Genomic DNA, 24,470 nt, shown 5'->3' with positions numbered 1-24,470 from the left:
CTGAGCTGCCGTCGCGACGCGGTCCCGGCGGGCCAGCTCAGCGTTCGACGTTGCGGTGCTTGCTGCGCAGGCGGAACGGCATCAGGGCACTTTCAATCTTGGTGGCGGTGGTCATCTTCGAGGCGCCGTCTCGCCGCTCCTCGAACCGGATCGGCACCTCCAGGATCGTGTGCCCCAGCTTCGTGGCCAGGTAGTGCATCTCCACCTGGAAGCTGTACCCATTGGACTGCACCCGCTCCAGGCCGATGTCGCGCAGCGCATCGGCCCGCCAGATCTTGAAACCGGCGGTGAGGTCTCGGATCCGTACCCGCAGCAGGGTGTGTACATACAGGTTCGCCCAGCCGCTCAGCGCCCGCCGGTAGAGCGGCCAGTTCTCGTCCAGCTCGCCACCCGGCACGTAGCGCGACCCGATCACCACACCAGCCTGAGTGGACAGCAGCGCGCCCAGCATGCCCGGCAGCGCGTCTGGTGGGTGGGACAGGTCAGCGTCCATCTGCGCCACGAACTCGGCGCCGTCGTCGAGGGCCCGTCCGATGCCGTCAACGTACGCCCGGCCCAGGCCCTCCTTGCCGGCCCGGTGGACGACCTCGATCCGGCCCGGGTGCTCGAGGGCCAGCTTGTCCGCGACCTCGCCGGTGCCGTCCGGTGAGTTGTCGTCGGCCACGAGGACCTTCAACCCCGGCAAGGGCAGCGCGAGTAGCTGTTCCACCAGCGCCGGAAGGTTGCCCACCTCGTTATAGGTCGGCACTACCACGGTCAGGCGCACGTCCCGCCAGGGCGACGGCAACTGCACGGGTTCACTCATGTCGGAAATCCTTGTTTCGCGGGCTTGGCTCCCTGCGAGGGTAGCCAGTGCCCCGGTACGTCGTGTGACTGCTCCCTGGCCGTGGCCCGGCCCAGGTTTTCTGTTAACGCCCAGCGTTGCCCGGAGGACACGCTTGGTAAGTGAAAGGCCCTGCTACGCGGGTGGTCGGGCACATTCTGCACGATCGCCGGGGGCACGCCGAATCGGCGCGCGGGTCCCGGTGGTTCGGCAAGCGGGGATGGCCGGCCGGTGGCCGGGTTAGCTTCTCGCGGACGGCGGGTAAGTCCACCACGAGGCCGAGACCGCGTTCGGTCGTCGCGTCCGCGGGGCGGTGGCGTCGGCACCGAGGTTTACTCCCCGGGGCCCAGGGAACCCGCCGGCCGTGCCACAGGTGGAGCCGGATCAGTGTAGGTCGGCCCGGGTAGTAGCCCGCTCCGGCCGGGTTGGTGGGGTTCCCCGTCTCTTCGACGCGGTGCTGCTGGATCGGGATGGCACCCTCATCGAGGACGTGCCGTACAACGGGGACCCGGAGCGGGTGCGACCGATGCCGGGGGCGCGGGCGGCGCTGCACGCGCTCCGCGCGGCGGGCTTGCGGCTGGCGGTGGTGACGAACCAGTCCGGGCTGGCCAAGGGGCTGTTCACCAGGGCGCAGCTGCGGGCCGTGAACGCCCGGGTCGAGCAGCTGCTCGGCCCGTTCGATGCCTGGCTGGTCTGCCCGCACGACGATGCGGATCGGTGCGGCTGCCGCAAACCCGCGCCCAACCTGGTCCACTCCGCCGCCCGCCGGCTCGGCACCACACCGCAACGGTGCGTTCTGATCGGTGACATCGGCCGCGATGTCACCGCTGCCCTGGCTGCCGGCGCCCAGGCGGTGTTGGTGCCCACGCCGCTGACCCGACCCGCCGAGACCAGCGCCGCCCCGTGGGTCGCCGCGGATCTGCCGACCGCGGTAGCCGAGATTCTGCGTCGGCAGACCGCGATCGCCCCGGCCCCCCACCGGCCCACCGCCGCGTCGGCGGCCCCGCCGCCCCTGGCCGCTACTGGGTCCGCGTCGCCCCTGCTTCCGGTGGCGTCCGCGTCGCCCCCGGTCACTGCTGGGCCGGCCCGGCCGGCACGCTCCAGCGGAGGCACCGGAACCGTTCTTGTCGTGCGCTCCGACTCGGCTGGTGACGTCGTCGTTACCGGTCCGGGTATTCGGGCTGTCGCCGCCCACGCGCGCCGAGTCGTCCTGCTGTGCGGACCGCGGGGTCGCGCCGCCGCCGACCTCCTACCCGGCGTGGACACCGTCGTCGTGCACCAACTGCCCTGGATCGATCCGGTGCCCGCACCGGTCACCGGGCCGGACATCGCCGCGCTCACCGCCACCCTCGCCGCCGTCAACGCCGACGAGGCGATCATCTTCACCAGCTACCACCAGTCTCCTCTCCCCCTGGCACTGCTGCTGCGTACCGTCGGTGTGCCGCGCATCAGCGCGATCAGCGACGACTATCCCGGAAGCCTGCTCGACATCCGCCACCGTGTCCCGGTCGGCATCCCCGAGCCCGAACGCGCGCTCTCGCTCGCCGCCGCCGCCGGATACCCCCTACCGTCCGACGACGAACCGGCCCTGCGGCTGCGGCCTGCGCCGCCGCCGCCCGCACGGGCGGGCGCACCGGGCTACGTGGTGCTACACCCCGGCTCGGCGGCACAGTCCCGGGGGTTGCCACCGGACCTGGCGGTGGAGCTGGTCCGGACGCTGGTCAAAGCGGGCCACCGGGTCGTGGTCACCGGCGGTCCGGACGAGGTGGCGCTGACCGCCCGGGTGGCCGGCGGACTCGCCGTTGACCTCGGTGGCGGGACCGAGCTGGCCGAGCTGGCCGCGACCGTCGCCGGTGCCGCCGCGGTGATCGTCGGCAACACCGGCCCGGCCCACCTCGCCGCCGCGTACGGCGTCCCGGTGGTCAGCCTCTTCGCCCCGACCGTCCCGTTCGGTCAGTGGGGACCATGGCGGGTGCCGACCGTTCGGCTCGGTGACCCGGACGCCCCCTGCCGTGGCACCCGCGCCGCCACCTGCCCGGTGCCCGGCCACCCGTGCCTGAGCCGAATCCGACCCGAGGAGGTGCTGACCGCGCTGACCCTGCTCGGCGTGGCGCCGTCTCGACCGCCGAGGTCGGCGGAGGCCACCGCCCTGGCCCGGAGCGGCCGATGAACATCCTGCTCTGGCACGTGCACGGCTCCTGGACGACGTCGTTCGTCCACGGCAAGCACCGCTACCTGGTGCCGGTCACCCCAGACCGCGGTCCGGATGGTCGGGGTCGGGCCCGTACCTACCCGTGGCCGGAGAACGCGGTCGAGATCACCCCGGCGGAGTTGGCCACCGCCGAGGTGGACGTGGTTCTCCTGCAACGCCCCGAGGAAGAGGCCCTGGCCACCGGGTGGCTGGGCCGTCGGCCGGGCCGCGACATCCCGACGATCTACGTCGAGCACAACACCCCGAAGGACGGTGCGGTGCCGAACAGCCGACACCCGATGGCGGACCGTGCCGACCTGCTGATCGCTCATGTGACCGCCTTCAACCAGCTTTACTGGGACACCGGTGACACCCGAACGACTGTGGTGGACCACGGGGTCGTACCGCCGACGGTCAGCTACAGCGGCGAGCTGGAGCGGCTCGCGGTGGTGATCAACGAACCGATCCGCCGGTGGCGGGTCACCGGTACCGACCTGCTGCCCCGGTTCGCCGAACTCGCCCCGCTGGACGTGTTCGGCCTCAGGGTGACCGGGCTCGCCGACCGGCTGGGGCTGCCCCCCGACCGCGTGACCAGTCACGACGACCTGCCCCAGGCGCGGATGCACGCCGAGTTGGCGCGGCGGCGGGCATACCTGCACCTGTGCCGCTGGACCTCGCTCGGGCTGAGTCTGATCGAGGCCATGACGATCGGAATGCCGGTCGTCGCGCTCGCCGCCACGGAGGCCGTGATGGCGGTGCCGCCCGGGGCCGGCGCCCTCGCCACCCGGGTGGACGACCTGCTCACCGCCACCGGTCAGTTGCTGGCGGACCCGGCGAGCGCCCGCCGGGCGGGGGCTGTCGCCCGCCGTGCCGCCCGGGACCGGTACGGCCTGGACCGTTTCCTCACCGACTGGGACCGGCTGCTGGAGGAGGAAGTATGCGGATCGCGATGATCTCGGAACACGCCAGCCCGCTCGCGGTCCTCGGCGGGGAGGACGCCGGCGGCCAGAACACGCACGTCGCCGAGCTCTCCGCGGCGCTCGCCGCGGCCGGCCACGAGGTCCGGGTCTACACCCGCTGGGACGCCGTTGACCTGCCGGGAACGGTTCGCTGCCCGGACGGGTACGAGGTGGTCCACGTGCCGGCCGGCCCGGCTGAGCCGCTGGCCAAGGACGCCCTGCTGCCACACATGTCGGAGTTCAGCCACTGGCTGACCGAACGGTGGCGTGGCGATCGGTGGACCCCGGAGGTGGTCCACGCGCACTTCTGGATGAGCGGCCTCGCCGCGCTCGCCGCCGGCCGGAAGACCGGGGTGCCGGTGGTGCAGACGTACCACGCGCTCGGTGTGGTGAAGCGGCGATACCAGGGCGTACAGGACACGAGCCCGGCCCGCCGCATCGGGTACGAGCGGCAACTCGGCCGCTCGGTGGACCGGGTGATCGCCCAGTGCCAGGACGAGGTCGGCGAGTTGGTTCGGATGGGGGTGCCCCGGTCGCGGATGACGGTCGTCCCCTCCGGAGTCAACCTCCGTACCTTCGCCCCGCTGGGGCCGGCCGCCGCACGCGACGACGGCCGCCCCCGCATTCTCACCGTGGGTCGGCTGGTCGAGCGGAAGGGCTTCCAGACCGTGGTCCGGGCGATGGCCCACGTGCCGGAGGCGGAGTGTGTGGTGGTCGGCGGCCCACCGGCAGGGCTCCTCGAAGCCGATCCGTACGCGAGCCGACTTCGCGCCTTGGCGCACAGCTGCGGGGTGGCCGACCGGGTCAGGCTGGCCGGCGCGGTGCCCCGGGAGGAGATGGGCCACTGGTACCGGTCCGCGGACCTACTGGTGGCCGCGCCGTGGTACGAGCCGTTCGGGCTGACCCCGCTTGAGGCGATGGCGTGCGGGGTGCCGGTGGTGGGGACCGCGGTCGGGGGGATCCGGGACACGGTGGTGGATGGGGTGACCGGTGACCTCGTACCCGCCCGGGACCCCCGGGCGCTCGGTACCGCGATCCAGCGACTGCTCGACGACCGGATCCGTCGGTTCGGGTACGCGGCGGCGGCGTTGGATCGGGCTCGGGAGCGCTACGCGTGGGCGGCCACGGCGGAGCGGCTGGTGGACGTCTACGGCGACGTGGCGGCTGTCGGCCGGGCGACCCGGGTCGTGGCCGGATGACACCGCCCCGGTCGCTGTTGGAGGAGCACCTGGCGGGCCTCGCCGCCGCGCTGCCCTCGTATCGCCGGGCCGCCCAGCGACTCCCCGCCTGGGGAGCCGAGCTCGCCCGTACCCTCGCTGGCGGCGGTCGGCTGCTGGTGGCCGGCAACGGCGGTAGCGCCGCCGAGGCGCAGCACCTCACCGCCGAACTCGTCGGCAAACTCCGCGCCGACCGCCAGCCCTTCTCCGCGATCGCCCTGCACGCCGAGACCAGCGCCCTTACCGCCGTCGGCAACGACTACGGCTACGACCAGGTCTTCGCCCGTCAGGTGCACGCCCACGGTCGCCCCGGGGACATTCTCCTGCTGCTGTCCACCAGCGGCCGGAGTCAGAACCTACTCCAGGCCGCGCAGGCCGGCCACCAGGTCGGCCTGCGCTGCTGGGCGCTGACCGGCCCCGCTCCCAATCCGCTGGCCGGTCTCTGCCACGAGACCCTCGCCGTTCCCGCGCCGGACGGGCAGATCGTCCAGGAACTGCACCTGGTCACCAGTCACCTGCTCTGCGAGTACGCCGAGCAGGCGCTGCCGGTGGTCCTGGCCGCCACCGCGGGAACACCGGAGGGGCCGCCGGTGGCGGGGGTGCCGTTGACCGGCCTGGAGGCCGAGGTGCCGACCGACGTACCGACCACCGGGCCGGTACGGACCGGGGTTGAGGTGGTCCCGGAGGACGGGCAGCACGTCGAGGGGATGAGGAGGTAGGTGTGAGGGGACCCCTGGTGGTGGTCGGCGACACCCTGCTCGACCGGGACGTGGAGGGGGCGGTGAACCGGCTCTGTCCGGACTCGCCGGTGCCGGTGCTCGACGAGACCGCGTCCACCGACCGGCCGGGTGGCGCCGGCCTGGCCGCGATGTTCGCGGCGGCGGCGCCGGACACCGAGGTCGTCCTGGTGACCGCCCTGGCCGACGATGCCGGTGCCGCCCGGCTCAGCTCGCTCCTCGCCGCGGCCGGCGTCCAGGTGTATGCCCTGGGGTTGGCCGGCGGGACGCCGGAGAAGGTCCGGTTGCGGTCGCAGGGCCGGGTCTTGCTGCGCCATGACCGCGGCGGCGCCGTCGGTGTGCCCAGCCCGCCGGCGGAAGCGGTGCTGCGGGTCATCGCCGGGGCCGCCACCGTGCTGGTCAGCGACTATGGCCGCGGGGTGGCGGGGGAGCCGGCACTGCGGGCGGCGTTGGCCGGCACCCGGGCGCCGGTGGTCTGGGACCCGCATCCCCGGGGGCCGGCCGCGGTGCCCGGGGTGCACCTGGCCACGCCCAACGAGTCCGAGGCACGTGAGCTGGCGAAGGTGCCGCCGGGCGAGACTCGGCTGGTGACCGCCTCGCGGGGCGCGCTGGAGTTGCGTCAGCGGTGGCGGGCGCGAGCCGTCGCGGTGACGATGGGCGGGGAGGGAGCCCTGCTCTGCCACGCCGGGCCGACGCCGCTGATCGTGCCCGCGGTCTCCACAGCGGACGGGGATACCTGCGGTGCGGGGGATCGGTTCGCGGCCACCGCCGCCCTCGCCCTGGCCCGGGGCGCGTTGGTCTCCGAGGCGGTGCAGGAGGCGGTCACCGAGGCCTGTGCGTACGTGGCGGGTGGGGGAGTGGCGAGCATGCTGCCGCCACCGGTTGGGCCGTTGCCATCAGTGCTGCCGGGGGTCCCGGCCGAACGGGTTGGCGTGGCGGCTGCCGCCACCGTCGTCGCCGAGGTCCGCGCCGCCGGTGGCACCGTCGTCGCGACCGGCGGCTGCTTTGACCTGCTGCACGCGGGGCACGTGGCGACCCTGCAGGCCGCCCGTCAACTCGGCGACTGCCTGGTGGTCTGCCTCAACTCCGACGCCAGCGTCGCGGCGTTGAAGGGCCCGAACCGGCCGGTGATGCCGCAGGGGGATCGGAGTCGCCTCCTCGCCGCCTTGAGCTGCGTCGATGCGGTCATGGTCTTTGACGATCCGACGCCGCAGGCGGCCCTGACCTGGCTCCGGCCGGATATCTGGGTCAAGGGAGGCGACTATGCCACCGGTGGTGGCGAACCAGCGCTGCCGGAGGCGGAGCTGGTGCGGCGGTGGGGCGGGCACACCGTGGTGGTGCCGTACCTCGATGGGCGCTCGACCACCGAGATGATCGCGGCTGCGCACCGGCGGGGTGGCGCCAGCACCACCACCTCGGCGGCAACGGCGGTGCTGCGGGGAGATCCACCACCCGCGGCGGCGACCCGGCCGCATCGGTCGGCGGGGATCCGATGAACGCCGGGTACACGGTCCTGGTGACCGGCGGGTCGAGCGGGCTGGGTGCGGCGGTGGTCTCGGCGGTGGCCGAGGCGGGCGGGCGACCGTTGGTGGTGGACCGGCAGCCGCCGGCGGAGGGGGTGCCGTGGGCGGCGTGCGATCTGGCGGACACCCGGGCGGCCGAGGCCGTCACCCGAGAACTCGCCGCGGACCACGGCGGCCTGGACGCCGTGGTGACGGCGGCCGGAATGGATGTACCGGGTCGGCTGGCCGAGCTGCCGGGAGAGGTCTGGGACCGGATCGTCACGGTGGACCTGCTCGCCACCGCCGCCGTCGTCCGGGCGGCCCTGCCGTTCCTCGAGAAGTCTCGGGGCCGGATCGTCACCGTCGCCTCAACACTGGGGGTCAAGGCGGTCAGTGACGCGACGGCGTACTGCGCGGCGAAGTTCGGGGTGGTCGGGTTCACCCGCTCCCTCGCCGCCGAGCTCGCCGGCCGGGTCGGCGTGACCCTGCTCATCCCCGGCGGTATGCGCACCGCCTTCTTCGACGCCCGCGAAGCGCAGTACCGGCCCGGGCCGGACGCGATCCTCAACGACCCCACGGACACCGCCGCCGCCGTCATGTTCGCCCTGACCCAACCCGCCGGCTGCGCCGTCCGGGAACTGGTGGTCTGCGCCGAACAGGAGTCCTCCTACCCGTGATCTTGATCCTTCGGGCGCTGGGCCTCGGCGACCTCGCCACCGCCGTGCCGGCCCTGCGTGCCCTGCGGGTCCGTTACCCCGACGAGCGCCTGGTCCTGCTCGCCCCGCGCTGGTTGGCGCCGCTGGTCGAGCTGATCGGCGGCATTGACGAGCTGGTCGACACCGCTGATCTGGCTCACCCCCGGTGGCGTGGCCCCGCCCCCGACCTGGCGGTTAATCTGCACGGCCGCGGACCCGAGTCCCACCGCCTGCTGGTCGGTACCCGCCCCCGTCGGCTGTTCGCCTTCGCCAACCGGGCCGCCGGGCACCACGACGGCCCCTCCTGGCGGGCCGACGAGCACGAGGTACGTCGGTGGTGCCGCCTCCTGGCCTGGCACGGTATTCCGACCGACCCGACGGACCTGGGTCTGCGCCGGCCAGCACCGGGGCGGACCCAGACCGGGGCGACTGTGCTGCATCCGGGCTCGAAGATCCCGGGCAAGCGCTGGCCGGTGGAGCGGTTCGCGGCCCTCGGCCGCCAGCTCGCCGGCGCCGGCCACGAGATCGTGATCACCGGCGACGCCGCCGAGTGCCCCCTCGCTCGCCGGGTCGCGCACCTCGCCGGGCTGCCCGGGCACAGCGTACGAGCCGGCCGTACCGACCTGCAGCACCTCGCCGGTCTGGTCGCCCACGCCCGCCTGCTGGTCAGCGGCGACACCGGCATCGCCCACCTCGCCACCGCCTACGGCACTCCCTCGGTGGTCCTCTTCGGTCCCCACTCGCCGGCCCACTGGGGGCCACCACCCGAACGGACGTGGCATCGGAGCCTCGGGGCGAACGGCGGCGGGGACGGTTCGGACCGGGACGGGGCGGGGCCCCATCCGACGCTGGCGGCGATCAACGTTGACCAGGTGCTGGTCGCCGTGGCCGAGGTGGAGCGGATGGCGCGGACGGCCGGTGCGACTGCGGCGTAGTGACCCGGGTCGGCCCGGCTACCGGCGCCACCGGCGTGGCCGGGGCTGGGGGTTCTGCGATCCGGCCGGCGAGCCGGTCCGTGATCCGGATCGGCTGGCCCGCCTGCGTGACCTCGTCATCCCGCCGGCCTGGCAGGACGTGTGGATCTCGCCGCATCCGAACGGGCACATCCAGGCCACCGGAGTTGACGCGGCTGGTCGCCGACAGTACCTGTACCACCCGGAGTGGCGGCGCAAGCGGGATGAGGCGAAGTTTGACCACGTGCTCGAGGTGGCCCGGCGGTTGCCCCGGTTGCGCGAGCGCATCGCGGCGGACCTCGACGGTCGGGGTCTGCACCGAGATCGGGTGCTGGCCACGGTCGCTCGGCTGTTGGATCTGGGTGCCTTCCGGGTGGGCAGCGAGCGGTATGCGGCGGGCGACGATCCGACGTTCGGGGTGTCCACCCTGCGTCCGGAGCACGCCCACGCCCGCCGTGGCTGCATGGTCCTCGAGTTTCCGGCGAAGGGCGGAGTCGAACAGGTTCGCTGGATCGAGGACCCGGTGCTGTGTCAGGTGCTGGCGAACCTGCGGCGGCGCCGCCGCGCCGCGGCTCGGCTCTTCGGCTACTGGGACGGCCGGCACTGGCGGGACGTGCGCCGAGACGATGTCAACGGGTATCTGCGGGTGGCCAGCGGTGGTGAGATGACCGCGAAGGATTTCCGGACCTGGCACGCCACCGTTCTGGCGGCCACCGGGCTGGCCGCTGCCGGCGGACAGCGGTCGGCCACCGCTCGCCGCCGCGCGGTGGCCGCGGTCATGCGTGAGGTGGCGGGGTTGCTCGGGAACACGCCGACGGTGGCCCGTACGTCCTACGTCGACCCTCGGGTCGTGGACCTCTACCACGACGGGGTGTTGGCGCCGGTAGGTCGGTGGATGCCCCGCGAGGATGCCGAGCGGGGGGTCCTCGAACTGCTGGCCGAGGCCTGACCGATGTCGGTCGTCCCGAGTCGGGGCAGCCAACCCGCGCCGCGTCGGTGGTCTGGGGCGGTCAGTGGTGGATCGGGTCGGGCTCAGCGGCGAAACATCGCGCGGATCGCGGCGACCAGCAGTAGGCCGCCCACCACCACGCCGAGGAGGCGTACGCCGGGGACGTCGGCCGGGCCGGTCGCCTCGGCCAGAAGTTCGGAGTCCATCCCCGAACTCTCCCGGGCGGCGCGCCACGCTGCAACTGTTAGGTTTATTGACTATTTATTTGGGTGGTGTGACCATGGCAAAGCGCCGCCGGGCGCGGAGACGGGGGAGGGACATGACCGACTGGCCTGCCGAGTGGCCCGAGGTGGCGGCGTGAGCACACGTACGGCGCACCTCGCATCCCTGGCCGCCACTGTCCTTCAGCCGGGCTTCGTCGGTACCACCGCCCCATCCTGGGTGCGTCGTTGGCTGGGGGAGGGGCTCGGCGCGGTGGTGCTCTTCGCCCGCAACGTGGTCGACTCGGAACAGGTCGCCGCGCTGACCGCGACGCTGCGCGCCGAGCGGCCGGACGTCATCGTCGCCATCGACGAGGAAGCCGGCGACGTGACCCGGATCGAGTCGGGTCTCGGCAGCTCCCGCCCGGGCAATCTGGCCCTCGGCGTGATCGACGATCCGCTGCTGACCGAGGAGGTGGCAAACGACCTCGGCGCGGAGCTGGCGGCGCTGGGGATCACCCTGAACTACGCGCCGGCCGCCGATGTCAACTCCAACCCGGACAACCCGGTGATCGGAGTGCGGTCCTTCGGTGCGGATCCGAACCTGACCGCCCGACACACCGCCGCCTGGGTGCGGGGCCTACAGGCCGGCGGCGTCGCGGCCTGCGCCAAACACTTCCCCGGGCACGGTGACACCCAGGTCGACTCCCATCACGGCCTGCCCCGGATCAGCGGCGACCGGCGCCGGTTGGACGCGGTGGAGCTGACCCCGTTTCGTGCCGCGCTCTCCGTTGGCGTGCAGGCGGTTATGGCCGGTCACCTGCTCCTGCCCGCGCTGGACCCAGACCTACCGGCCACCCTGAGCCGCCGGATCCTCACCGAACTGCTCCGGGACGAGTTGGGCTTCGCCGGAGTCGTGGTGACCGACGCGATGGAGATGCGCGCCGTCGCCGACCGGTACGGCTTCACCGGCGCCGCGGTCCGGGCCCTGGCCGCCGGGGCCGACGCCATCTGCGTCGGTGGCGAGCACGCTGACGAGGATGTGGCTCGGCGGCTGCGGGACGCGATCGTGGCCGCCGTCGTGGCGGGCGAACTACCCGAGGAACGCCTCGTCGAGGCGGCCAAGCGGGTCGACCAACTCGCCACCACCACCGCCGCTCGCCAGGCCGGCCGGACCGCCCGCCCGGCGGCCGGTAGCGGTTCGGCGGTGGGATTCGCCGCCGCCCGCCGGGCCGTCCGGGTCACCACGGAACGTGCCGGGCTGGACGCGCTGCCGCTGGCCGGCCCGGCCCACGTGGTCGAGTTCGCACCGCCCCGCAACCTCGCGATCGGCACCGAGACACCGTGGGGTGTCGCCGCGCCCCTGGCAGCGTTGCTGCCGGGCACCACCGCCGTCCGGTACGCCGAGGCCGAGGTGCCCTCGGACCTTACCGCCGAAGCCGGTGGTCGCCACCTTGTCCTCGTCGTCCGTGACCTGCACCGGCACCCGTGGATGCGGGTGGCCGTGACGCGCGCTCTGGCCGACCGACCGGATGCCGTCGTCGTCGAACTGGGCGTACCCGAACTGATCACCGGGGCGGTGCATGTCGCCACCCACGGCGCGACCCGCGCCGGCAGTCGGGCCGCGGCGGAGTTCCTGACCGGGATCGGCTGATCGCGGGTCGGGACGGGAAGTTCGGAGCGGGATCGGCTGATCGTGGGCCGAAGCGCGTCAGCGGCTGGAGGAGAGCCTCGCCACCTCGTCGAGGAGCCGATCCACTTCGGTGAGGGTGTTGTAGTGGTACAGGCTGACGCGTACCGCCCCGCCGCTGTCCCGCAGCCCCACCGTCTGGAAGTACTCGTAGGCGTAGTAGTCACCGGCGGAGAGGCAGAACCCCGCCGCGCCGAGCGCCGCCTGGGTCTCGGCCGGAGCCTGGCCGGCCAGCCGGAACGAGACGGTGGGGCAGCGCCGGGCCGGTGAGCCGAGCACGGTGACCGCGGGCAGGTTGGCGAGACCGTCGAGGAGCCGGTCCAACAGCCCCTCCTCGTACCCGCGGGCCGCGCTCAGGCTGCTCCGCAGCCGCTCCCGTCGGCTTCCGGTGGCCGTCGGGTCCAGCCCGGCGAGGTGGTCCACGGCGACGGCGGTCCCGGCCAGCAGCGGAAAACTGGGCGTGCCGTACTCGAATCGATCGGGTACGGAGTCGGCGGAGGGGCGCAGCTTCGCCGGGTGCAGGCGCTCCCAGCACGCCGGATCCGCCGCCACTGCGGCCACGTGCGGGCCAGACCACTTGTAGGCGCTGGTGACCAGGAAGTCCGCCCCCAACGCGGTGCGGTCGGTCGGACCGTGCGGCACCGAGTGCACACCGTCCACGCAGACCAGCGCTCCGACGGCGTGCGCTGCCTTGGCGATCGCCACCACGTCGGGCATCGTGCCGATCGCATTGCTGGCGGCGGTGACCGCGACCAACCGGGTCCGCTCGTTGACCAGATCGGGGTACTGGCCGGCCGGCAGCTCTCCGGTGTGCGGATCGAACTCCGCCCACCGTACGGTTGCGCCCGCCGCCTCAGCTGCCTGGATCCACGGTCGTACGTTGGCGTCGTGGTCGAGTCGGGACACCACCACCTCGTCGGCCGGCCGCCAGGTTGAGGCGAGGGCGCGGGCCAGGGTGTAGGTGAGCGCGGTCGCGCTCGGGCCCAGCACCACCCCCTCCGGGTCCGTGCCGAGCAGGTCGGCCAGGGCCGTGCGGGCGGCGGCCACCAGCTCCAGCGAGCGTCGGCCGGGAAGGTTGCCGCCGCTGCGGTTGCCCAGCGCCGTACCCATCGTCTCGGTCACCGTGGCGATCACCGGCGCGGCGGTCTGGGTGCCGCCGGCACCGTCGAAGTGGACGTGCCCCTCTGCCAGGGCGGGATACGCGGCCCGAATGCGGGCGATGTCGAACGGCATGAGCGGACCCTAACCCGCGCCGCCGAAGTCGGCGGAGAGTCGCTACGGCGACCGTCTCGTACCCTTGGGCCGTGACGAACCGACACGTTCCCCTCCCCCCGAAAACCCCCCGTCGCACCGCCGGCCTCTTCGTCGGACTGGCGCTCGGTGCCGCCGTGTTGACCGGCTGCGGCTCTGCCGAGGGGGTCTCCACCGACTGTGGGCTGGACGGCTGCACAGTCACCTTCGACCGCGAGACCAACGCCGAGGCCAGCATCCTCGGTATCGAGGCCAGGTTGATCGGTGCCCAGGACGACCAGGTGACCGTCGAGGTCGCCGGTGAGCAGCTCACCCTCACTACCGGGCAGCCGGCCGCCGAGGTCGGCGGGTTCTCGGTCACGCTGGAAGACCTCACCGCCGACCAGGTCGCCATCCAGGTGGCGCAGGGTTCGGGGGGCTGAGTACGGGCGTCCCCTTCGTCCCGGGGCGGATTTCCACCCGCTCCGGGACGGCGTCTCCGGGGTTACTGCCGCCGGTGTGACGTACGGTAGCTCCCGGGCAGGTGCTGTCAACGTCGTCGCTCCGGCATCCCCCGGCGGTGCCTTCTGCCTCCTCTGCTGCCGTGACCAGAGGGCTGAACTGGTCGGCCCGGCCGATCAACGGCACCATTGGGCCTTCGCCGGGCGTCCCCGACGTCCGGTGGTGAGGAGGAGAGACCGTGGAGAGCTACCTCGGGACGATCACTGCCGCGCTTGCCGCCGCGGCGGGCGCCCTGTTAGTGGTCAGCGTCGCGCACCGGATAACCCGGCGGCTCGGCCAGCGATCGCTGCTGCTGACCGGGCTGGCCGAGCACGCCCACCGCGCGTTCCAGGTGGCGACGACCATCCTCGCCGTGCAGTTCGCCGTGCGGTTCACCACCGGCTACGCGACCGGCACCAACTGGCGTCAGGCCCTGCTGCACATCCTGGTACTCGGGGTGATCGCCGCCACCGCCTGGCTGGTCGCCGCGTTGCTGGTGGTGGTCGAGGACACCGCACTCGCCCGGTTCCAGGTCGAGGTGGCGGACAACCGGCACCGCCGGATTCGTACCCAGGTGGTGCTCCTGCGCCGGTTGACCATCGCGGTGGTTGTCTTCCTTGCGCTCGGCGTGATGCTGATGACCTTCCCCGCCGTCCGTGGGATCGGCGCCGGGGTGCTGACCAGCGCTGGTGTGGTTGGTGTGGTGGCGGCGTTGGCCGCGCAGAGTCTGCTGGGCAACGTCTTCGCCGGTCTCCAGCTCGCCTTCAGTGACGCGGTACGCCTCGGCGATGTGGTGGTCGTGGACGGGGAGTGGGGTCGGATCGAGGAGCTGACCCTCAGCTATGTGGTGTTGCGGATCTGGGACGACCGGCGGTTGATCCTGCCCACGTCGTACTTCACCAGCAAGCCGTTCCAGAACTGGACCCGGAGCGAGGCCGCGGTACTCGGCACCGCCGAGTTCGATGTCGATTGGTCGATCTCGGTGCAGGCGATGCGGGAGGAGCTGCGTCGGCTGGCGGAGAGCAACGAACTGTGGGACGGCCGAGTCTGCGTGTTGCAGGTGATCGACGCGACCGGCGGCATGATCAAAGTTCGCGCGTTGGTCAGCGCGGCGAACGCCGGCAACCTCTGGGACCTGCGCTGTCTGGTCCGCGAGCACCTGGTTGCCTGGGTGTGGAAGCAGCGGCCGACCGCGATGCCCCGCATGCGGGCCGAGGTCGGTGACGCCGGGGGTGGCCAGCCGTGGCAGTGGGCCAATCCCCGTCGCCCGTCGCCGGCCGGCCGACTCGCCGACGGCGCCGGGTCCGACGATGCGCGGATCTTCGGCGGCAGCGAGGATGGCGCCGCCCGCAGCGAGGCCTTCGTCGGGCCGGACGAGGCGGCCGACTCCCGCCGCTGATCACCTCCGCCCCGTCCCTGATCGCCTCCGGCCCGTTGCTCGCCGCCTTCGTTCTGCCGGCTGGTCGTGCCCGACGGCGGGCCCGCGACGGGCATCCGCCACGATCGACGGCTGCGCCGGCTTGGCCGGAGGGGTTAGCGTGACGTGGTCGGGCGGGGGACGTCGGGCCGAGTGCGGCAACGTTTGGAACGGCGTTTTGGGGGGACCTGCTGCGCGACCCCTGACCTGCGCCGGGTGGGGGTGGGCCGGGCGATGGATCGACGGGCTCCCTGGGGGCATGAAGCGCGGTGACGAGGAGAGGAGGACAACATGGCTGACGTGGCGAATGCCCGTCCAACCCAGGCCGGGAGCGAGCCGTCCACCGCCGAACTGGTGCAGCGGGCCACCGAGCAGGTCTCCCGGCTGGTCCGCGACGAGTTGGCGCTGGCCCGCGCGGAGCTGACCCAGAAGGGGAAACACGCCGGGATTGGCATCGGCCTCTTCGGCGGTGCCGGGATGCTGGCGCTGTACGGGCTCGGTGCGCTCGTGGCGACCGTGATCCTGCTGCTCGCCCTGATTCTGCCCGCCTGGGTGGCCGCCCTGATTGTCGCGGTGGTGCTCTTCGTCGCCGCCGGCGTCCTCGCCCTGGTTGGTAAGAAGCAGGTCACTCAGGCGGTTCCGCCGGTCCCGGCGAGCACGGTGCGCAGCGTCCGGGCGGATGTGGACACCGTCACCGCAGCGATGAAGGATGGGAAGGCCGCAGCGCAGGACGGGAGACCGGCATGACGGGTAACGGGCGGGCCCGCGGGGATACTGAGGCGCTCCGCGAGGAGATCCGGCGGACCCGGGTCGAGCTCAGCGAGACCATGGAGGCGCTGGCCGCCAAGGCCGACGTGAAGAAGCGGCTGCGTTCCTCGACCGAGCAGGCGAAGGAGCGGATGCGGGAGCAGGCGACCGTGGCGGCGGCGCGGGTGCGCGGGCGGGCCCGGCCGCGCGGTGAACGGGTCGGCGGCAGCCCGGTGCCGTTCGCCGTGTTGGCCGCGGGCGCGGTGGCCGCCGTCGTCGTACTGATGATCGTCCGGGGGAGGCGTCGGTGAGTAGAGGGTTGGGGAAGGCCGCGTACAAGCCGGTCGGCATTCTGTTGGGTTTCGCCGCCGGTGCCGCGGCGGGTGTCATCTTCGAGCAGGTGTGGAAGGTGGCAGGTGCTGGCGCGGCGCCGAGCGCCACCGACGAGGACCGCGGTTGGGGCGAGATCCTGGCCGCGGCGGCGTTGCAGGGGGCGATCTTCGCGGTTGTCCGGGCGGCGGTGGACCGGGGCGGGGCGGTGGGGATGCGTCGGATGACCGGCAACTGGCCGAAGTGACCTCGGCTCTGTGCGCTGGAGCCCGCGCCGAGTTCGGGCGACGTTGGGCCTTTTCGTTGGTTTGCGGGGGGCGGCCGGGCCGATCTTAGGCATCCGACAGGTCACATGTCAGAGAATTTCGTCCGGTAGGCTGTGCAGAGTTTTTGCGTACGTGGTTTGCTGTTCCACGCTGTTGAGAGATGGCGTGGGTTGAGAGAAGTCTCCTTCATCGGGGGCCGCCTCAGGCGCCGCTGCTCGAAAACGGCCAACCGGCCGCACGGCGTGCTCGGCCGCCAGTTTTAGAAGGAGATACACATGGCGCAGGGAACCGTGAAGTGGTTCAACGCTGACAAGGGCTTCGGCTTCATCACCGTCGACGGCGGGGGTGCTGACGTGTTCGTCCACTTCTCGGCCATCCAGACCAGCGGCTACCGCACGCTGGAGGAGAACCAGCGGGTGGAGTTCGAGATCGCCCAGGGTCAGAAGGGTCCGCAGGCTGAGCAGGTCCGCCCCCTCTGAACTACGCCGACCGGCACACCGCCGGTCAGTGGTTGATCCGGCTCGCCCGGATCAGCACGAGCCCCGCACCCCATTCCGGGATGCGGGGCCTCGTCGTTTTCCGGTTCGGTCGGTGGTGCTCAGCGGCGGCGGGTGCGGAGGCCGAGCCCGAGCGAGGCCAACCCGGCGAGTGCGAGCACCGGACCGACGATGGCCCAGAACCGCACGTCGGTCATAAAGCTGCCCTCGATGAATCCCAGCCCCTGTACGGTCCAGAGGGCGCCGAGCACCACGGCCAGCAGCCCGAGTGCCAGCGCCAGCCAGCCCCGCAGCACGGCTTCGCCTTCTCGCCCCCCGGGGGCGCCCGTCCCGTTCACCACCGGTCGTGCGCCTGCGGCCGGGCCAGGGTGTTGTAGACGGTGCCCCAGTCGGCTCCGAGCTGCCAGGTGCCGAGGCCGACCACGCCGACGGCGCGGTTCCGCCGGGAAAGGGTGCGCTGCTCCATGAGGTGAGCCTAGTGATTCGGGCTGGTCCGGACTACGGTGGGCCACAGTTCAACAAGACGTACGTACGGTTTGGAGGTGTCATGTGGGATCCGACAACATACCTGCGCTACGGCGACGAACGGGCCCGGCCGTTTCACGACCTGCTCGCCCGGGTGCCGACCACCCGGCCCCGGGCGGTGGTCGACCTCGGCTGCGGGCCCGGCACCCTGACCACGATTCTCGCCGAGCGCTGGCCCGACAGCCGGGTCACCGGCATCGACGCCGCACCGGAGATGATCGACCGGGCCGCCTCGTTGGACACTCCGGTGGAGTTCGCCCTCGCCGACGTCCGACACTGGCACCCCGGCCGGGACCAGGACGTGGTCATCAGCAACTCACTGCTGCAGTGGGTACCCGAGCACCGGGACCTGCTCACCCGCTGGACTCGGGAACTGCCGGCCGGCGCCGTCCTCGCGGTGCAGGTGCCGGGCAACTTCGACGCGCCGTCGCACCGGGCACTGCGGACGGTGGCCAACCGTCCGGCCTGGCGTACGGTGCTCGGCCCGCTGCTCCGTGCCGCGTCCGTGGACGACGCGGTCGGATACGCCCGGCTGCTGGCCGCCGAGGGGTGCGCGGTGGACGCTTGGGAGACTAGCTACGTGCACCTGCTTCCGGCTCCGGCTGATGCCGACCATCCGGTGCTGAGCTGGATGGAGGGGACCGCGCTTCGTCCGGTGCGCGCCGCGCTCGACCCTACCGGCTGGGCCGACTTCCGGAGGGAACTGGGCGTACGGCTCGCCGAGGCGTACCCGGTGCAGCAGGGCCAGGTGTGCTTTCCGTTCCGCCGCGTCTTTTTCGTTGCCCGTACCGCCGCCCGCGTAGAGGAGAACCTGTGACCGACCTGTCCACCTTTATTGCCGGCCTGCCCAAGGTTGAGTTGCACGTGCACCACGTTGGCTCCGCCTCGCCCCGGATCGTCGCCGAGTTGGCCGCCCGGCACGAGGGGCGCAGCCCGGTCCCGGCCGACCCGGAGGCGCTCGCCGACTACTTCGCCTTCCGCGACTTCGCGCACTTCGTCGAGATCTACCTGAGCGTGGTGGATCTGATCCGGGACCAGGAGGACGTCTGGCTCCTCACCCACGAGGTGGCCCGGGAACTGGCCCGTCAGCAGGTCCGCTACGCGGAGCTGACCGTCACCCCGTACTCACACGTGCGCCGGGGTATTCCCGCGCCGGCGTTCTGCGAGGCGATCGAGGACGCCCGCAAACGGGCGGCGGCCGACTTCGGCATCGAGCTGCGCTGGTGCTTCGACATCCCGGGTGAAGCCGGCCTGCCGGCGGCGGAGGAGACCCTGCGGATCAGCCTGGACGAGCGCCCTGATGGGCTCATCAGTTTCGGGTTGGGTGGCCCGGAGGTCGGTGTACCCCGGCCCCAGTTCAAGCCGTACTTCGATCAGGCCCGCGCGGCCGGCCTCCGGTCGGTGCCGCACGCGGGGGAGACCACCGGGGCGCAGACCGTCTGGGACGCGCTGCGCGACCTGGGCGCCGAACGACTCGGGCACGGCATCTCGGCGGTCGAGGACCCGGAACTGCTGGCGTTCCTGGCCGAGCGGCAGCTGGCCCTGGAGGTGTGTCCGACCTCCAACGTCCGCACCCGCGCGGTGGCCCGCATTGAGGAGCACCCGTTGCCCCGGCTGGTCGAGGCCGGGCTGTTGGTCACGATCAACTCCGATGATCCGCCGATGTTCGGGACCACCCTCAACGATGAGTACGCGGTGGCCGCCCGGCTGCTCGACCTCGGTCCACAGGGCATCGCCGCGCTGGCCGGCAACGCGGTGACCGCGTCCTTCCTCGACCCCGCGAGCAAGCAGCGGATCGCCGGGGAGATCGACGCCTACCTGGCGAAGGCGGCCTGAACGGGTGCGCGCGGCGGGAGGAGGGGGGGGAACGGGTTCCCGCCGCGCGCACGGCTTCGCCGGCCGAGGCTGCCTGGGCGGCGGGCCGGCGAAGTGGTGGGTTCGCCTCCTGATCGTGGCAGGCTGGTGTCGGCGCAGCGCCGGTGTTAAGCGGGATCTAAGGAGAACTTAGCCGCGGGCACAGCTTGGGTGACTCAGCGATCAGCCGGGCGGCGCCGGCTCCAGCGCCGCCGGCCACTGTCGGCGTGGTCGCGGGCCTCCCGGGCCCTCCGGCCCACCAAGCCGAACCGGCTGACGTGCCGCGGTGTCGCCTCCGGGTCGGCCAGCAGCATCACCACGCTCGCCCCACCCAGTTGGGCGCGGTCGATGCTGACCGAGCCGTTGGCCTGCACCGCGACCCGCTTCACGATGTCCAGGCCGAGCCCGGTCGAGCCACGGTCGCTGGCACCCCGGCGCAGCGCCCGGTCCGGGTCTGCGACGCCCAGCCCGGCATCGTCGATCCGGATGGCGACGTATCCATCCCGCCGGGAGACCGCCACCTCGAACGCCGTTCCCTGGGGCGTGTACCGGAACACGTTGCCGATCACCGCGTCCAGCGCGGCGGCCAGCTCCGCCCGCGGCACCGGCACCGGAATGCGCAGCTGCGCCCCGGTGACCCGGAACGGCCGGTTCTGGTCGCCGGCCAGCGCGGACCAGAAGCGCATCCGTTCCCGGACCACCTCGCTGACATCGCAGCTGCCTGGCGCGGTCTCCTGCGTGGCCGCCTTGCGGGTCGTCTTGATCAACTGGTCGACCTCGTCCTCCAGCGTGGCGATCGCCTGCCGGATCCGCCGGATTCCACGCCGACGATCCAGCTCTGCCTCGCTGAGGAGGCCGATGCTGGTGTCGTCCGGGTCCAGTGCCTCGGCGTCCAACCGAAGCGCGGTCAGCGGCGTGCGTAGCCGGTGGGACAGGTCGGCCACCAGTTCCCGCTCGTCCGCGCGAGTGGCGACCAGGTGTTCGGCCATCCGGTTGAATGCGTACCCGGCCGCGACCAACTCTCCGGGACCGCTCGGCTGCACCCGGACGTTGAGGTCGCCCGCGCCGAGGGCCAGCGCTCCCTGCGTCAGGTCCCGGGCCGCGCGCACCGTGCGGGTCGCCACCCGATCAACCACCAACACCGCGGTGGCGACCAGCGCCACCCCCACGCCGATCGGAAGCCACCACGGGCTCCTGTCGCCGAGACCGTTGGCCGACAGCACCAGGAACGCGAGGGCCGTGAGCGTGCACACACCCGCCACGGCCAGGGCCAGTGACCACCTCAGCCGGGTGCTACCAGTCGGAGGCCCACCCCCCGCACGGTGCGCAGGTAGCGCGGCTTCGCCGCGGTCTCGCCCATCTTGCGGCGGAGCCAGTAGAGGTGAACGTCGATGGTCTGGTCCTCGCCGACCGACGGTTGCCGCCATACCTCCTCCAAGAGTTCCCGGCGCGACACTACCCGGCCCGGTCGTGCCGCCAGGTACGCCAGCAGGTCGAACTCCTTGCGGGTCAGCGCCAACGGCTCCCCGTCCAGCTCGGCGCTGCGTTCGCCGACGTCGATGCGGAGTCCGCCAACCTCGTGCACCGCGGGCTGGACCGTCCGGCTGGCCCGACCGGTCCGCCGCAGTACGGTCGTGATCCGGGCGTCCAGGTGTGCGCCGGTGAATGGCTTGATCATGTAATCGTCGGCACCGGCGCGCAGCAGCCGGACGACTGACTGTTCATCGTCGCGGGCGGTGGCGATGATGATCGGGATATCGGTGATGCCCCGCAGCATCCGCAGGGCGTCGGAACCGTCGAGGTCGGGCAGGCCCAGGTCGAGTACGACGAGGTCGGGGGTCTCTGCCGCCACTCGGCGCAGGGCTTCGAGCGCGGTGCCGACGGCGTGTACGGCGTGCCCCCGGCCGGTGAGGGAGCGCAGCATCGCGCCGCGGACGACGTGATCGTCTTCGACCAGGAGCACAGTGGCCACCCCAAGACGGTACTCGGCGCGGCAAGGTGGTCGCGTTGCGGCACCGCGGTGAAACCGGCAAGCTGGTAAAACGATGTCCTTCACCCTCTTCGCCGACACGAGACTCGCGCTCGCCCGGGACGCGTTGGCCGGGTTGTCGGTCGGTGACGCGCTCGGCTCCCAGTTCTTCGTTCCCGGTCGCCGACCGGCCGACCTGGCCGCCGGCCGGCTCCCGCCGTCCCCGTGGGCCTGGACCGACGACACCGAGATGGCCTGCTCGGTCGTCGCCGCGCTCGCCGAGACCGGGCGGATCGACCGGGACGCGCTCGCCCTGGCCTTCGCCGAGCGGTGCGAACCGTACCGGGGCTACGGTCCCGGGGCGGTCGGCATCCTGCGGCTGATCCGCACCGGCACCCCGTGGCCGGTGGCCGCGGCCTCCGCCTTCGCGGGGCAGGGCTCCTGCGGCAACGGCGCCGCGATGCGGGTCGGGCCGCTCGGGGCGTACTTCGCTGACTCGAGCAGCCGCGCGGCGGCCCAGGCCCGCGCCTCGGCCGAGGTGACCCATGCCCACCCGGAGGGCGTCGCCGGTGCCGTCGCGGTGGCCGTGGCGGCGTCGCTCGCCGCCCGAGGCCGGCTGGACGGCCACCGTCCGGAGCCAGCGCGACTGCTCGCCGGAGTGGCCGCCGCGCTGGACCCGACGAGCGAGGTGCGTCGGGGGGTTCGGGTGGCCGCCCGGCTGTTCGGCCGCCACCCGGAGGTGGCCGTCGCCGAACTCGGCAACGGGTCGCGGGTCACCGCGCCGGACACCGTCCCCTTCACCTGCTGGGTCGCCGCCAGTCACCTCGACGACTACCCGACGGCGGTCCGGGTCTGCGTCGAGGCGGGCGGGGACGTGGACACCACCGCAGCGATCGTCGGCGCGATCGTCGCCGCGTACACCGGGGTTGGTACCCCGGCCGGAGTGCCGACCGAGTGGCTGGCCGCCCGCGAACCGCTGCCGGATTGGCTGCCCTGAGCGCCGGCGGCCCGGCCGCGGCGGGTGCCGGCGGGTGGACCGATAGCATCGGCAGCGAGTCGTACCGTCTGCCCTGAGGAGTCACCGTGTCCGCACCCCGTAACCCCGTTGTGGCCGACCCCGTCGTCGTGGCCGCCGGGACGACGGCGGCCGACGCGGTCGCGGCGGCCGGACTACCGATGACCGGTCGCAGCGCGGTCGTGGTGGTGCGGGACCCGCTGGGCCAGCTTCGCGACCTGGACTGGACCCCGGAACAGCAGACCGTGGTCGAGCCGGTGGGCATCGACACCCCGGACGGGCTGGCCGTGCTGCGGCACTCCACGGCCCACGTGCTCGCCCAGGCCGTGCAGGATCTCTTTCCTGAGGCGAAGCTGGGCATCGGTCCGCCGATCGAGAACGGTTTCTACTACGACTTCGCGGTTGACCAGCCGTTCCAGCCCGCGGACCTGACGAAGCTGGAAAAGCGGATGCAGGAGATCATCAAGTCCGGCCAGCGGTTCCGCCGCCGCCGCTTCCGGGACCGGGACGAGGCCCGCGGCGAGCTCGCGGCCGAGCCGTTCAAGCTGGAGCTGATTGAGCTCAAGGGCGACGGGCTGGACTCCTCCCAGGTGATGGAGGTCGGCGGCGGGGAACTGACCAGCTACGACAACCTCGCCGCCGACTCGGACAAGGTCTGCTGGTCGGACCTGTGCCGCGGCCCGCACCTGCCGAACACCCGACTGATCGGGGCGTTCAAGCTGATGCGGTCGGCCGCCGCGTACTGGCGTGGTTCGGAGAAGAACCCACAGCTCCAGCGGGTGTACGGCACCGCGTGGCCGACCCGGGATGAGCTGAAGGCGTATCTGCGGTTGCTGGAGGAGGCCGCCCGGCGGGACCACCGCAAGCTCGGCGCCGACCTCGACCTGTTCAGCTTTCCCGACGAGATCGGCTCCGGCCTGCCGGTGTTCCACCCCAAGGGTGGCGTGCTCAAGCGGACGATGGAGGACTACGTCCGGTCCCGGCACGTCGAGGAGGGCTTCGACTACGTCGGCACCCCGCACATTTCGAAGGAGGGCCTCTTCCACACCTCGGGCCACCTGCCGTACTACGCCGACGGGATGTTCCCGCCCATGCAGTTCGAAGGGGCGGATTACTACCTCAAGGCGATGAACTGCCCGATGCACAACCTGATCTACCGGTCGCGCGGGCGCTCCTACCGGGAACTGCCGATGCGGCTGTTCGAGTTCGGCTCGGTCTACCGGTACGAGAAGTCCGGCGTCATCCACGGGTTGACCCGGGTGCGGGGCTTCACCCAGGATGACTCGCACTCCTACTGCACCAAGGAGCAGGCGCCCGCGGAGATCAAGCACCTGCTGGCCTTCGTGCTCGGCCTGCTGCAGGACTTCGGCATCACCGACTTCTTCCTTGAGCTGTCCACTCGCGACGAGACCAAACCGGACAAGTTCGTCGGCTCCGCCGAGGACTGGGCGACGGCGACGGCCGTGCTGGAGCAGTGCGCCCGGGACACCGGCCTTGAGTTGGTGCCGGACCCGGGGGGCGCGGCCTTCTACGGCCCGAAAATCTCGGTGCAGGCCAAGGACGCCATCGGCCGCACCTGGCAGATGTCGACGATCCAGTACGACTTCAACCAGCCGGCCGGCTTCGGGCTGGAGTACCAGGCAGCCGACGGCAGCCGGCAGCAGCCGATCATGATTCACTGCGCGAAGTTCGGCTCGATCGAGCGCTTCATCGGCGTACTCACCGAGCACTACGCCGGAGCGTTCCCCGCCTGGCTGGCGCCGGTGCAGGTGGTCGGCATCCCGATCCGCGCCGAGCACACCGAGTACCTGGATGGCTTCGTCGCCGCGCTGCGGGCGGCCGGCGTGCGGGCCCAGGTCGACGCCGGTGACGACCGGATGCAGAAGAAGATCCGGACCGCCCAGCAGCAGAAGGTTCCATTCATGGTGATCGCTGGCGACGACGATGTGGCGGCGGGCACCGTGTCGTTCCGCTACCGGGACGGCTCCCAGCGCAACGGGGTGCCGGCGGCCGAGGCGGTCAACCACGTCCTCGATGTGGTCAACTCCCGCGCCAACCAGGGGCCCTCCGCTGCCGAGGGGTGACGGGCGCCCGGGCCGGCGGCACGACCGCCGGGAAGACCCCGACGTGGGGTACCCGGCCCGCCCGTCGGGCTGGTCGGGTACGCCGAGCTTCGGCGCACCCGGTGCCGGGCCGTAGGATC

Annotated in this window: 26 protein-coding genes; 19 read left to right on the top strand and 7 right to left on the bottom strand. The window is 72.4% G+C overall.

Annotation, left to right across the window (positions count from 1 at the left end; all coding sequences use genetic code 11):
• Positions 1 to 37: 37 nt before the first annotated feature.
• Entirely contained in the window at positions 38 to 805 is a 768-nt protein-coding gene (locus SALPAC3_RS0105490) for a polyprenol monophosphomannose synthase (RefSeq protein ID WP_018214899.1), read from the bottom strand.
• Between the two features lie 382 nt (positions 806 to 1,187).
• Here SALPAC3_RS0105490 and SALPAC3_RS0105480 point away from each other — a divergent pair, with 382 nt between their 5' ends.
• From SALPAC3_RS0105480 to SALPAC3_RS0105445, 8 genes are read left to right on the top strand one after another with little or no spacing between them, the layout of a single operon-like run.
• Positions 1,188 to 2,993 carry an HAD-IIIA family hydrolase gene (locus SALPAC3_RS0105480; RefSeq protein WP_026185256.1) on the top strand — a complete coding sequence of 602 codons (1,806 nt, stop codon included), beginning with the start codon at positions 1,188 to 1,190 and terminating at the stop codon, positions 2,991 to 2,993.
• Complete coding sequence (locus SALPAC3_RS0105475; protein WP_018220261.1) at positions 2,990 to 3,967, top strand: glycosyltransferase; 978 nt, start codon at positions 2,990 to 2,992, stop codon at positions 3,965 to 3,967. The genes SALPAC3_RS0105480 and SALPAC3_RS0105475 overlap by 4 nt, the downstream gene beginning before the upstream one ends.
• Positions 3,952 to 5,172, top strand: a complete 1,221-nt coding sequence (locus tag SALPAC3_RS0105470) for a glycosyltransferase (protein WP_018220260.1) — start codon at positions 3,952 to 3,954, stop codon at positions 5,170 to 5,172. The genes SALPAC3_RS0105475 and SALPAC3_RS0105470 overlap by 16 nt, the downstream gene beginning before the upstream one ends.
• Positions 5,169 to 5,909: a D-sedoheptulose-7-phosphate isomerase gene (locus tag SALPAC3_RS0105465; RefSeq protein ID WP_018220259.1), complete on the top strand. Its 741-nt coding sequence runs from the start codon at positions 5,169 to 5,171 to the stop codon at positions 5,907 to 5,909. The genes SALPAC3_RS0105470 and SALPAC3_RS0105465 overlap by 4 nt, the downstream gene beginning before the upstream one ends.
• Before the next feature lie 2 nt (positions 5,910 to 5,911).
• Positions 5,912 to 7,423, top strand: a complete 1,512-nt coding sequence (locus tag SALPAC3_RS0105460; RefSeq protein ID WP_026185255.1) for a PfkB family carbohydrate kinase — start codon at positions 5,912 to 5,914, stop codon at positions 7,421 to 7,423.
• Positions 7,420 to 8,106: an SDR family oxidoreductase gene (locus tag SALPAC3_RS0105455; RefSeq protein WP_018220257.1), complete on the top strand. Its 687-nt coding sequence runs from the start codon at positions 7,420 to 7,422 to the stop codon at positions 8,104 to 8,106. The genes SALPAC3_RS0105460 and SALPAC3_RS0105455 overlap by 4 nt, the downstream gene beginning before the upstream one ends.
• A complete protein-coding gene (locus tag SALPAC3_RS0105450; protein WP_018220256.1) occupies positions 8,103 to 9,059 on the top strand; it encodes a glycosyltransferase family 9 protein in 957 nt (318 codons plus the stop codon). Before SALPAC3_RS0105455 ends, SALPAC3_RS0105450 begins: the two co-directional genes overlap by 4 nt.
• On the top strand, positions 9,043 to 10,026 hold the full coding sequence (locus tag SALPAC3_RS0105445; protein WP_018220255.1) for a DNA topoisomerase IB: 984 nt from the start codon (positions 9,043 to 9,045) through the stop codon (positions 10,024 to 10,026). The genes SALPAC3_RS0105450 and SALPAC3_RS0105445 overlap by 17 nt, the downstream gene beginning before the upstream one ends.
• An 83-nt stretch (positions 10,027 to 10,109) precedes the next feature.
• On the opposite strand, the gene SALPAC3_RS29050 is transcribed toward SALPAC3_RS0105445, so the two are convergent.
• Entirely contained in the window at positions 10,110 to 10,232 is a 123-nt protein-coding gene (locus SALPAC3_RS29050; protein ID WP_018220254.1) for a hypothetical protein, read from the bottom strand.
• Between the two features lie 151 nt (positions 10,233 to 10,383).
• Here SALPAC3_RS29050 and SALPAC3_RS0105435 point away from each other — a divergent pair, with 151 nt between their 5' ends.
• Entirely contained in the window at positions 10,384 to 11,880 is a 1,497-nt protein-coding gene (locus SALPAC3_RS0105435; RefSeq protein WP_018220253.1) for a glycoside hydrolase family 3 protein, read from the top strand.
• 57 nt (positions 11,881 to 11,937) lie between these two features.
• Here the strand turns inward: SALPAC3_RS0105435 and SALPAC3_RS0105430 are convergent, their stop codons facing one another.
• Positions 11,938 to 13,149 (bottom strand): cysteine desulfurase-like protein, encoded by a 1,212-nt coding sequence (locus SALPAC3_RS0105430; protein ID WP_018220252.1) that lies wholly within the window; start codon positions 13,147 to 13,149, stop codon positions 11,938 to 11,940.
• Between the two features lie 71 nt (positions 13,150 to 13,220).
• Between SALPAC3_RS0105430 and SALPAC3_RS0105425 the strand changes: the two genes are divergently transcribed.
• The 6 genes from SALPAC3_RS0105425 to SALPAC3_RS0105400 all read left to right on the top strand — a co-directional run bounded on the left by SALPAC3_RS0105425 (position 13,221) and on the right by SALPAC3_RS0105400 (position 16,886).
• Positions 13,221 to 13,589: a hypothetical protein gene (locus SALPAC3_RS0105425; RefSeq protein ID WP_018220251.1), complete on the top strand. Its 369-nt coding sequence runs from the start codon at positions 13,221 to 13,223 to the stop codon at positions 13,587 to 13,589.
• Between the two features lie 257 nt (positions 13,590 to 13,846).
• Positions 13,847 to 15,046, top strand: coding sequence for a mechanosensitive ion channel family protein (locus tag SALPAC3_RS0105420; protein WP_018220250.1), 1,200 nt, complete (start codon positions 13,847 to 13,849; stop codon positions 15,044 to 15,046).
• A gap of 309 nt (positions 15,047 to 15,355) precedes the next feature.
• Positions 15,356 to 15,811 carry a phage holin family protein gene (locus tag SALPAC3_RS0105415; RefSeq protein ID WP_018220249.1) on the top strand — a complete coding sequence of 152 codons (456 nt, stop codon included), beginning with the start codon at positions 15,356 to 15,358 and terminating at the stop codon, positions 15,809 to 15,811.
• Positions 15,808 to 16,122, top strand: a complete 315-nt coding sequence (locus tag SALPAC3_RS0105410; protein ID WP_018220248.1) for a DUF3618 domain-containing protein — start codon at positions 15,808 to 15,810, stop codon at positions 16,120 to 16,122. Before SALPAC3_RS0105415 ends, SALPAC3_RS0105410 begins: the two co-directional genes overlap by 4 nt.
• Positions 16,119 to 16,388, top strand: a complete 270-nt coding sequence (locus SALPAC3_RS0105405; protein WP_026185254.1) for a DUF4235 domain-containing protein — start codon at positions 16,119 to 16,121, stop codon at positions 16,386 to 16,388. Before SALPAC3_RS0105410 ends, SALPAC3_RS0105405 begins: the two co-directional genes overlap by 4 nt.
• 294 nt (positions 16,389 to 16,682) lie before the next feature.
• Complete coding sequence (locus tag SALPAC3_RS0105400) at positions 16,683 to 16,886, top strand: cold-shock protein (RefSeq protein WP_011905669.1); 204 nt, start codon at positions 16,683 to 16,685, stop codon at positions 16,884 to 16,886.
• 119 nt (positions 16,887 to 17,005) lie between these two features.
• On the opposite strand, the gene SALPAC3_RS0105395 is transcribed toward SALPAC3_RS0105400, so the two are convergent.
• The gene (locus tag SALPAC3_RS0105395; RefSeq protein ID WP_026185253.1) at positions 17,006 to 17,245 is read right to left on the bottom strand and encodes a hypothetical protein; all 240 of its coding nucleotides are present in this window, start codon (positions 17,243 to 17,245) and stop codon (positions 17,006 to 17,008) included.
• Positions 17,239 to 17,370 (bottom strand): hypothetical protein, encoded by a 132-nt coding sequence (locus SALPAC3_RS29045; RefSeq protein WP_018220245.1) that lies wholly within the window; start codon positions 17,368 to 17,370, stop codon positions 17,239 to 17,241. The genes SALPAC3_RS0105395 and SALPAC3_RS29045 overlap by 7 nt, the downstream gene beginning before the upstream one ends.
• A gap of 81 nt (positions 17,371 to 17,451) precedes the next feature.
• On the opposite strand from SALPAC3_RS29045, the gene SALPAC3_RS0105385 reads away from it, so the two are divergent.
• Both SALPAC3_RS0105385 and SALPAC3_RS0105380 read left to right on the top strand, forming a co-directional pair.
• Positions 17,452 to 18,246: a trans-aconitate 2-methyltransferase gene (locus SALPAC3_RS0105385; RefSeq protein ID WP_026185252.1), complete on the top strand. Its 795-nt coding sequence runs from the start codon at positions 17,452 to 17,454 to the stop codon at positions 18,244 to 18,246.
• On the top strand, positions 18,243 to 19,265 hold the full coding sequence (locus SALPAC3_RS0105380) for an adenosine deaminase (protein ID WP_018220243.1): 1,023 nt from the start codon (positions 18,243 to 18,245) through the stop codon (positions 19,263 to 19,265). The genes SALPAC3_RS0105385 and SALPAC3_RS0105380 overlap by 4 nt, the downstream gene beginning before the upstream one ends.
• 194 nt (positions 19,266 to 19,459) lie before the next feature.
• Here SALPAC3_RS0105380 and SALPAC3_RS0105375 read toward each other — a convergent pair whose 3' ends face one another.
• Together SALPAC3_RS0105375 and SALPAC3_RS0105370 are read right to left on the bottom strand one after the other, a co-directional pair.
• On the bottom strand, positions 19,460 to 20,545 hold the full coding sequence (locus SALPAC3_RS0105375) for a HAMP domain-containing sensor histidine kinase (RefSeq protein WP_018220242.1): 1,086 nt from the start codon (positions 20,543 to 20,545) through the stop codon (positions 19,460 to 19,462).
• 20 nt (positions 20,546 to 20,565) lie between these two features.
• Positions 20,566 to 21,255 (bottom strand): response regulator transcription factor, encoded by a 690-nt coding sequence (locus tag SALPAC3_RS0105370; protein ID WP_018220241.1) that lies wholly within the window; start codon positions 21,253 to 21,255, stop codon positions 20,566 to 20,568.
• A 73-nt stretch (positions 21,256 to 21,328) separates the two neighbouring features.
• On the opposite strand from SALPAC3_RS0105370, the gene SALPAC3_RS0105365 reads away from it, so the two are divergent.
• Positions 21,329 to 22,249: an ADP-ribosylglycohydrolase family protein gene (locus tag SALPAC3_RS0105365; RefSeq protein WP_018220240.1), complete on the top strand. Its 921-nt coding sequence runs from the start codon at positions 21,329 to 21,331 to the stop codon at positions 22,247 to 22,249.
• Between the two features lie 86 nt (positions 22,250 to 22,335).
• Positions 22,336 to 24,351: a threonine--tRNA ligase gene (thrS, locus tag SALPAC3_RS0105360; protein WP_026185251.1), complete on the top strand. Its 2,016-nt coding sequence runs from the start codon at positions 22,336 to 22,338 to the stop codon at positions 24,349 to 24,351.
• Positions 24,352 to 24,470: the final 119 nt, after the last annotated feature.

The organism is Salinispora pacifica DSM 45544, assembly GCF_000378845.1.
GTDB lineage: Bacteria > Actinomycetota > Actinomycetes > Mycobacteriales > Micromonosporaceae > Micromonospora > Micromonospora pacifica.
The sequence above is the reverse complement of the archived record's forward strand: the minus strand, read 5'-3'. Positions and strand labels throughout refer to the sequence as shown.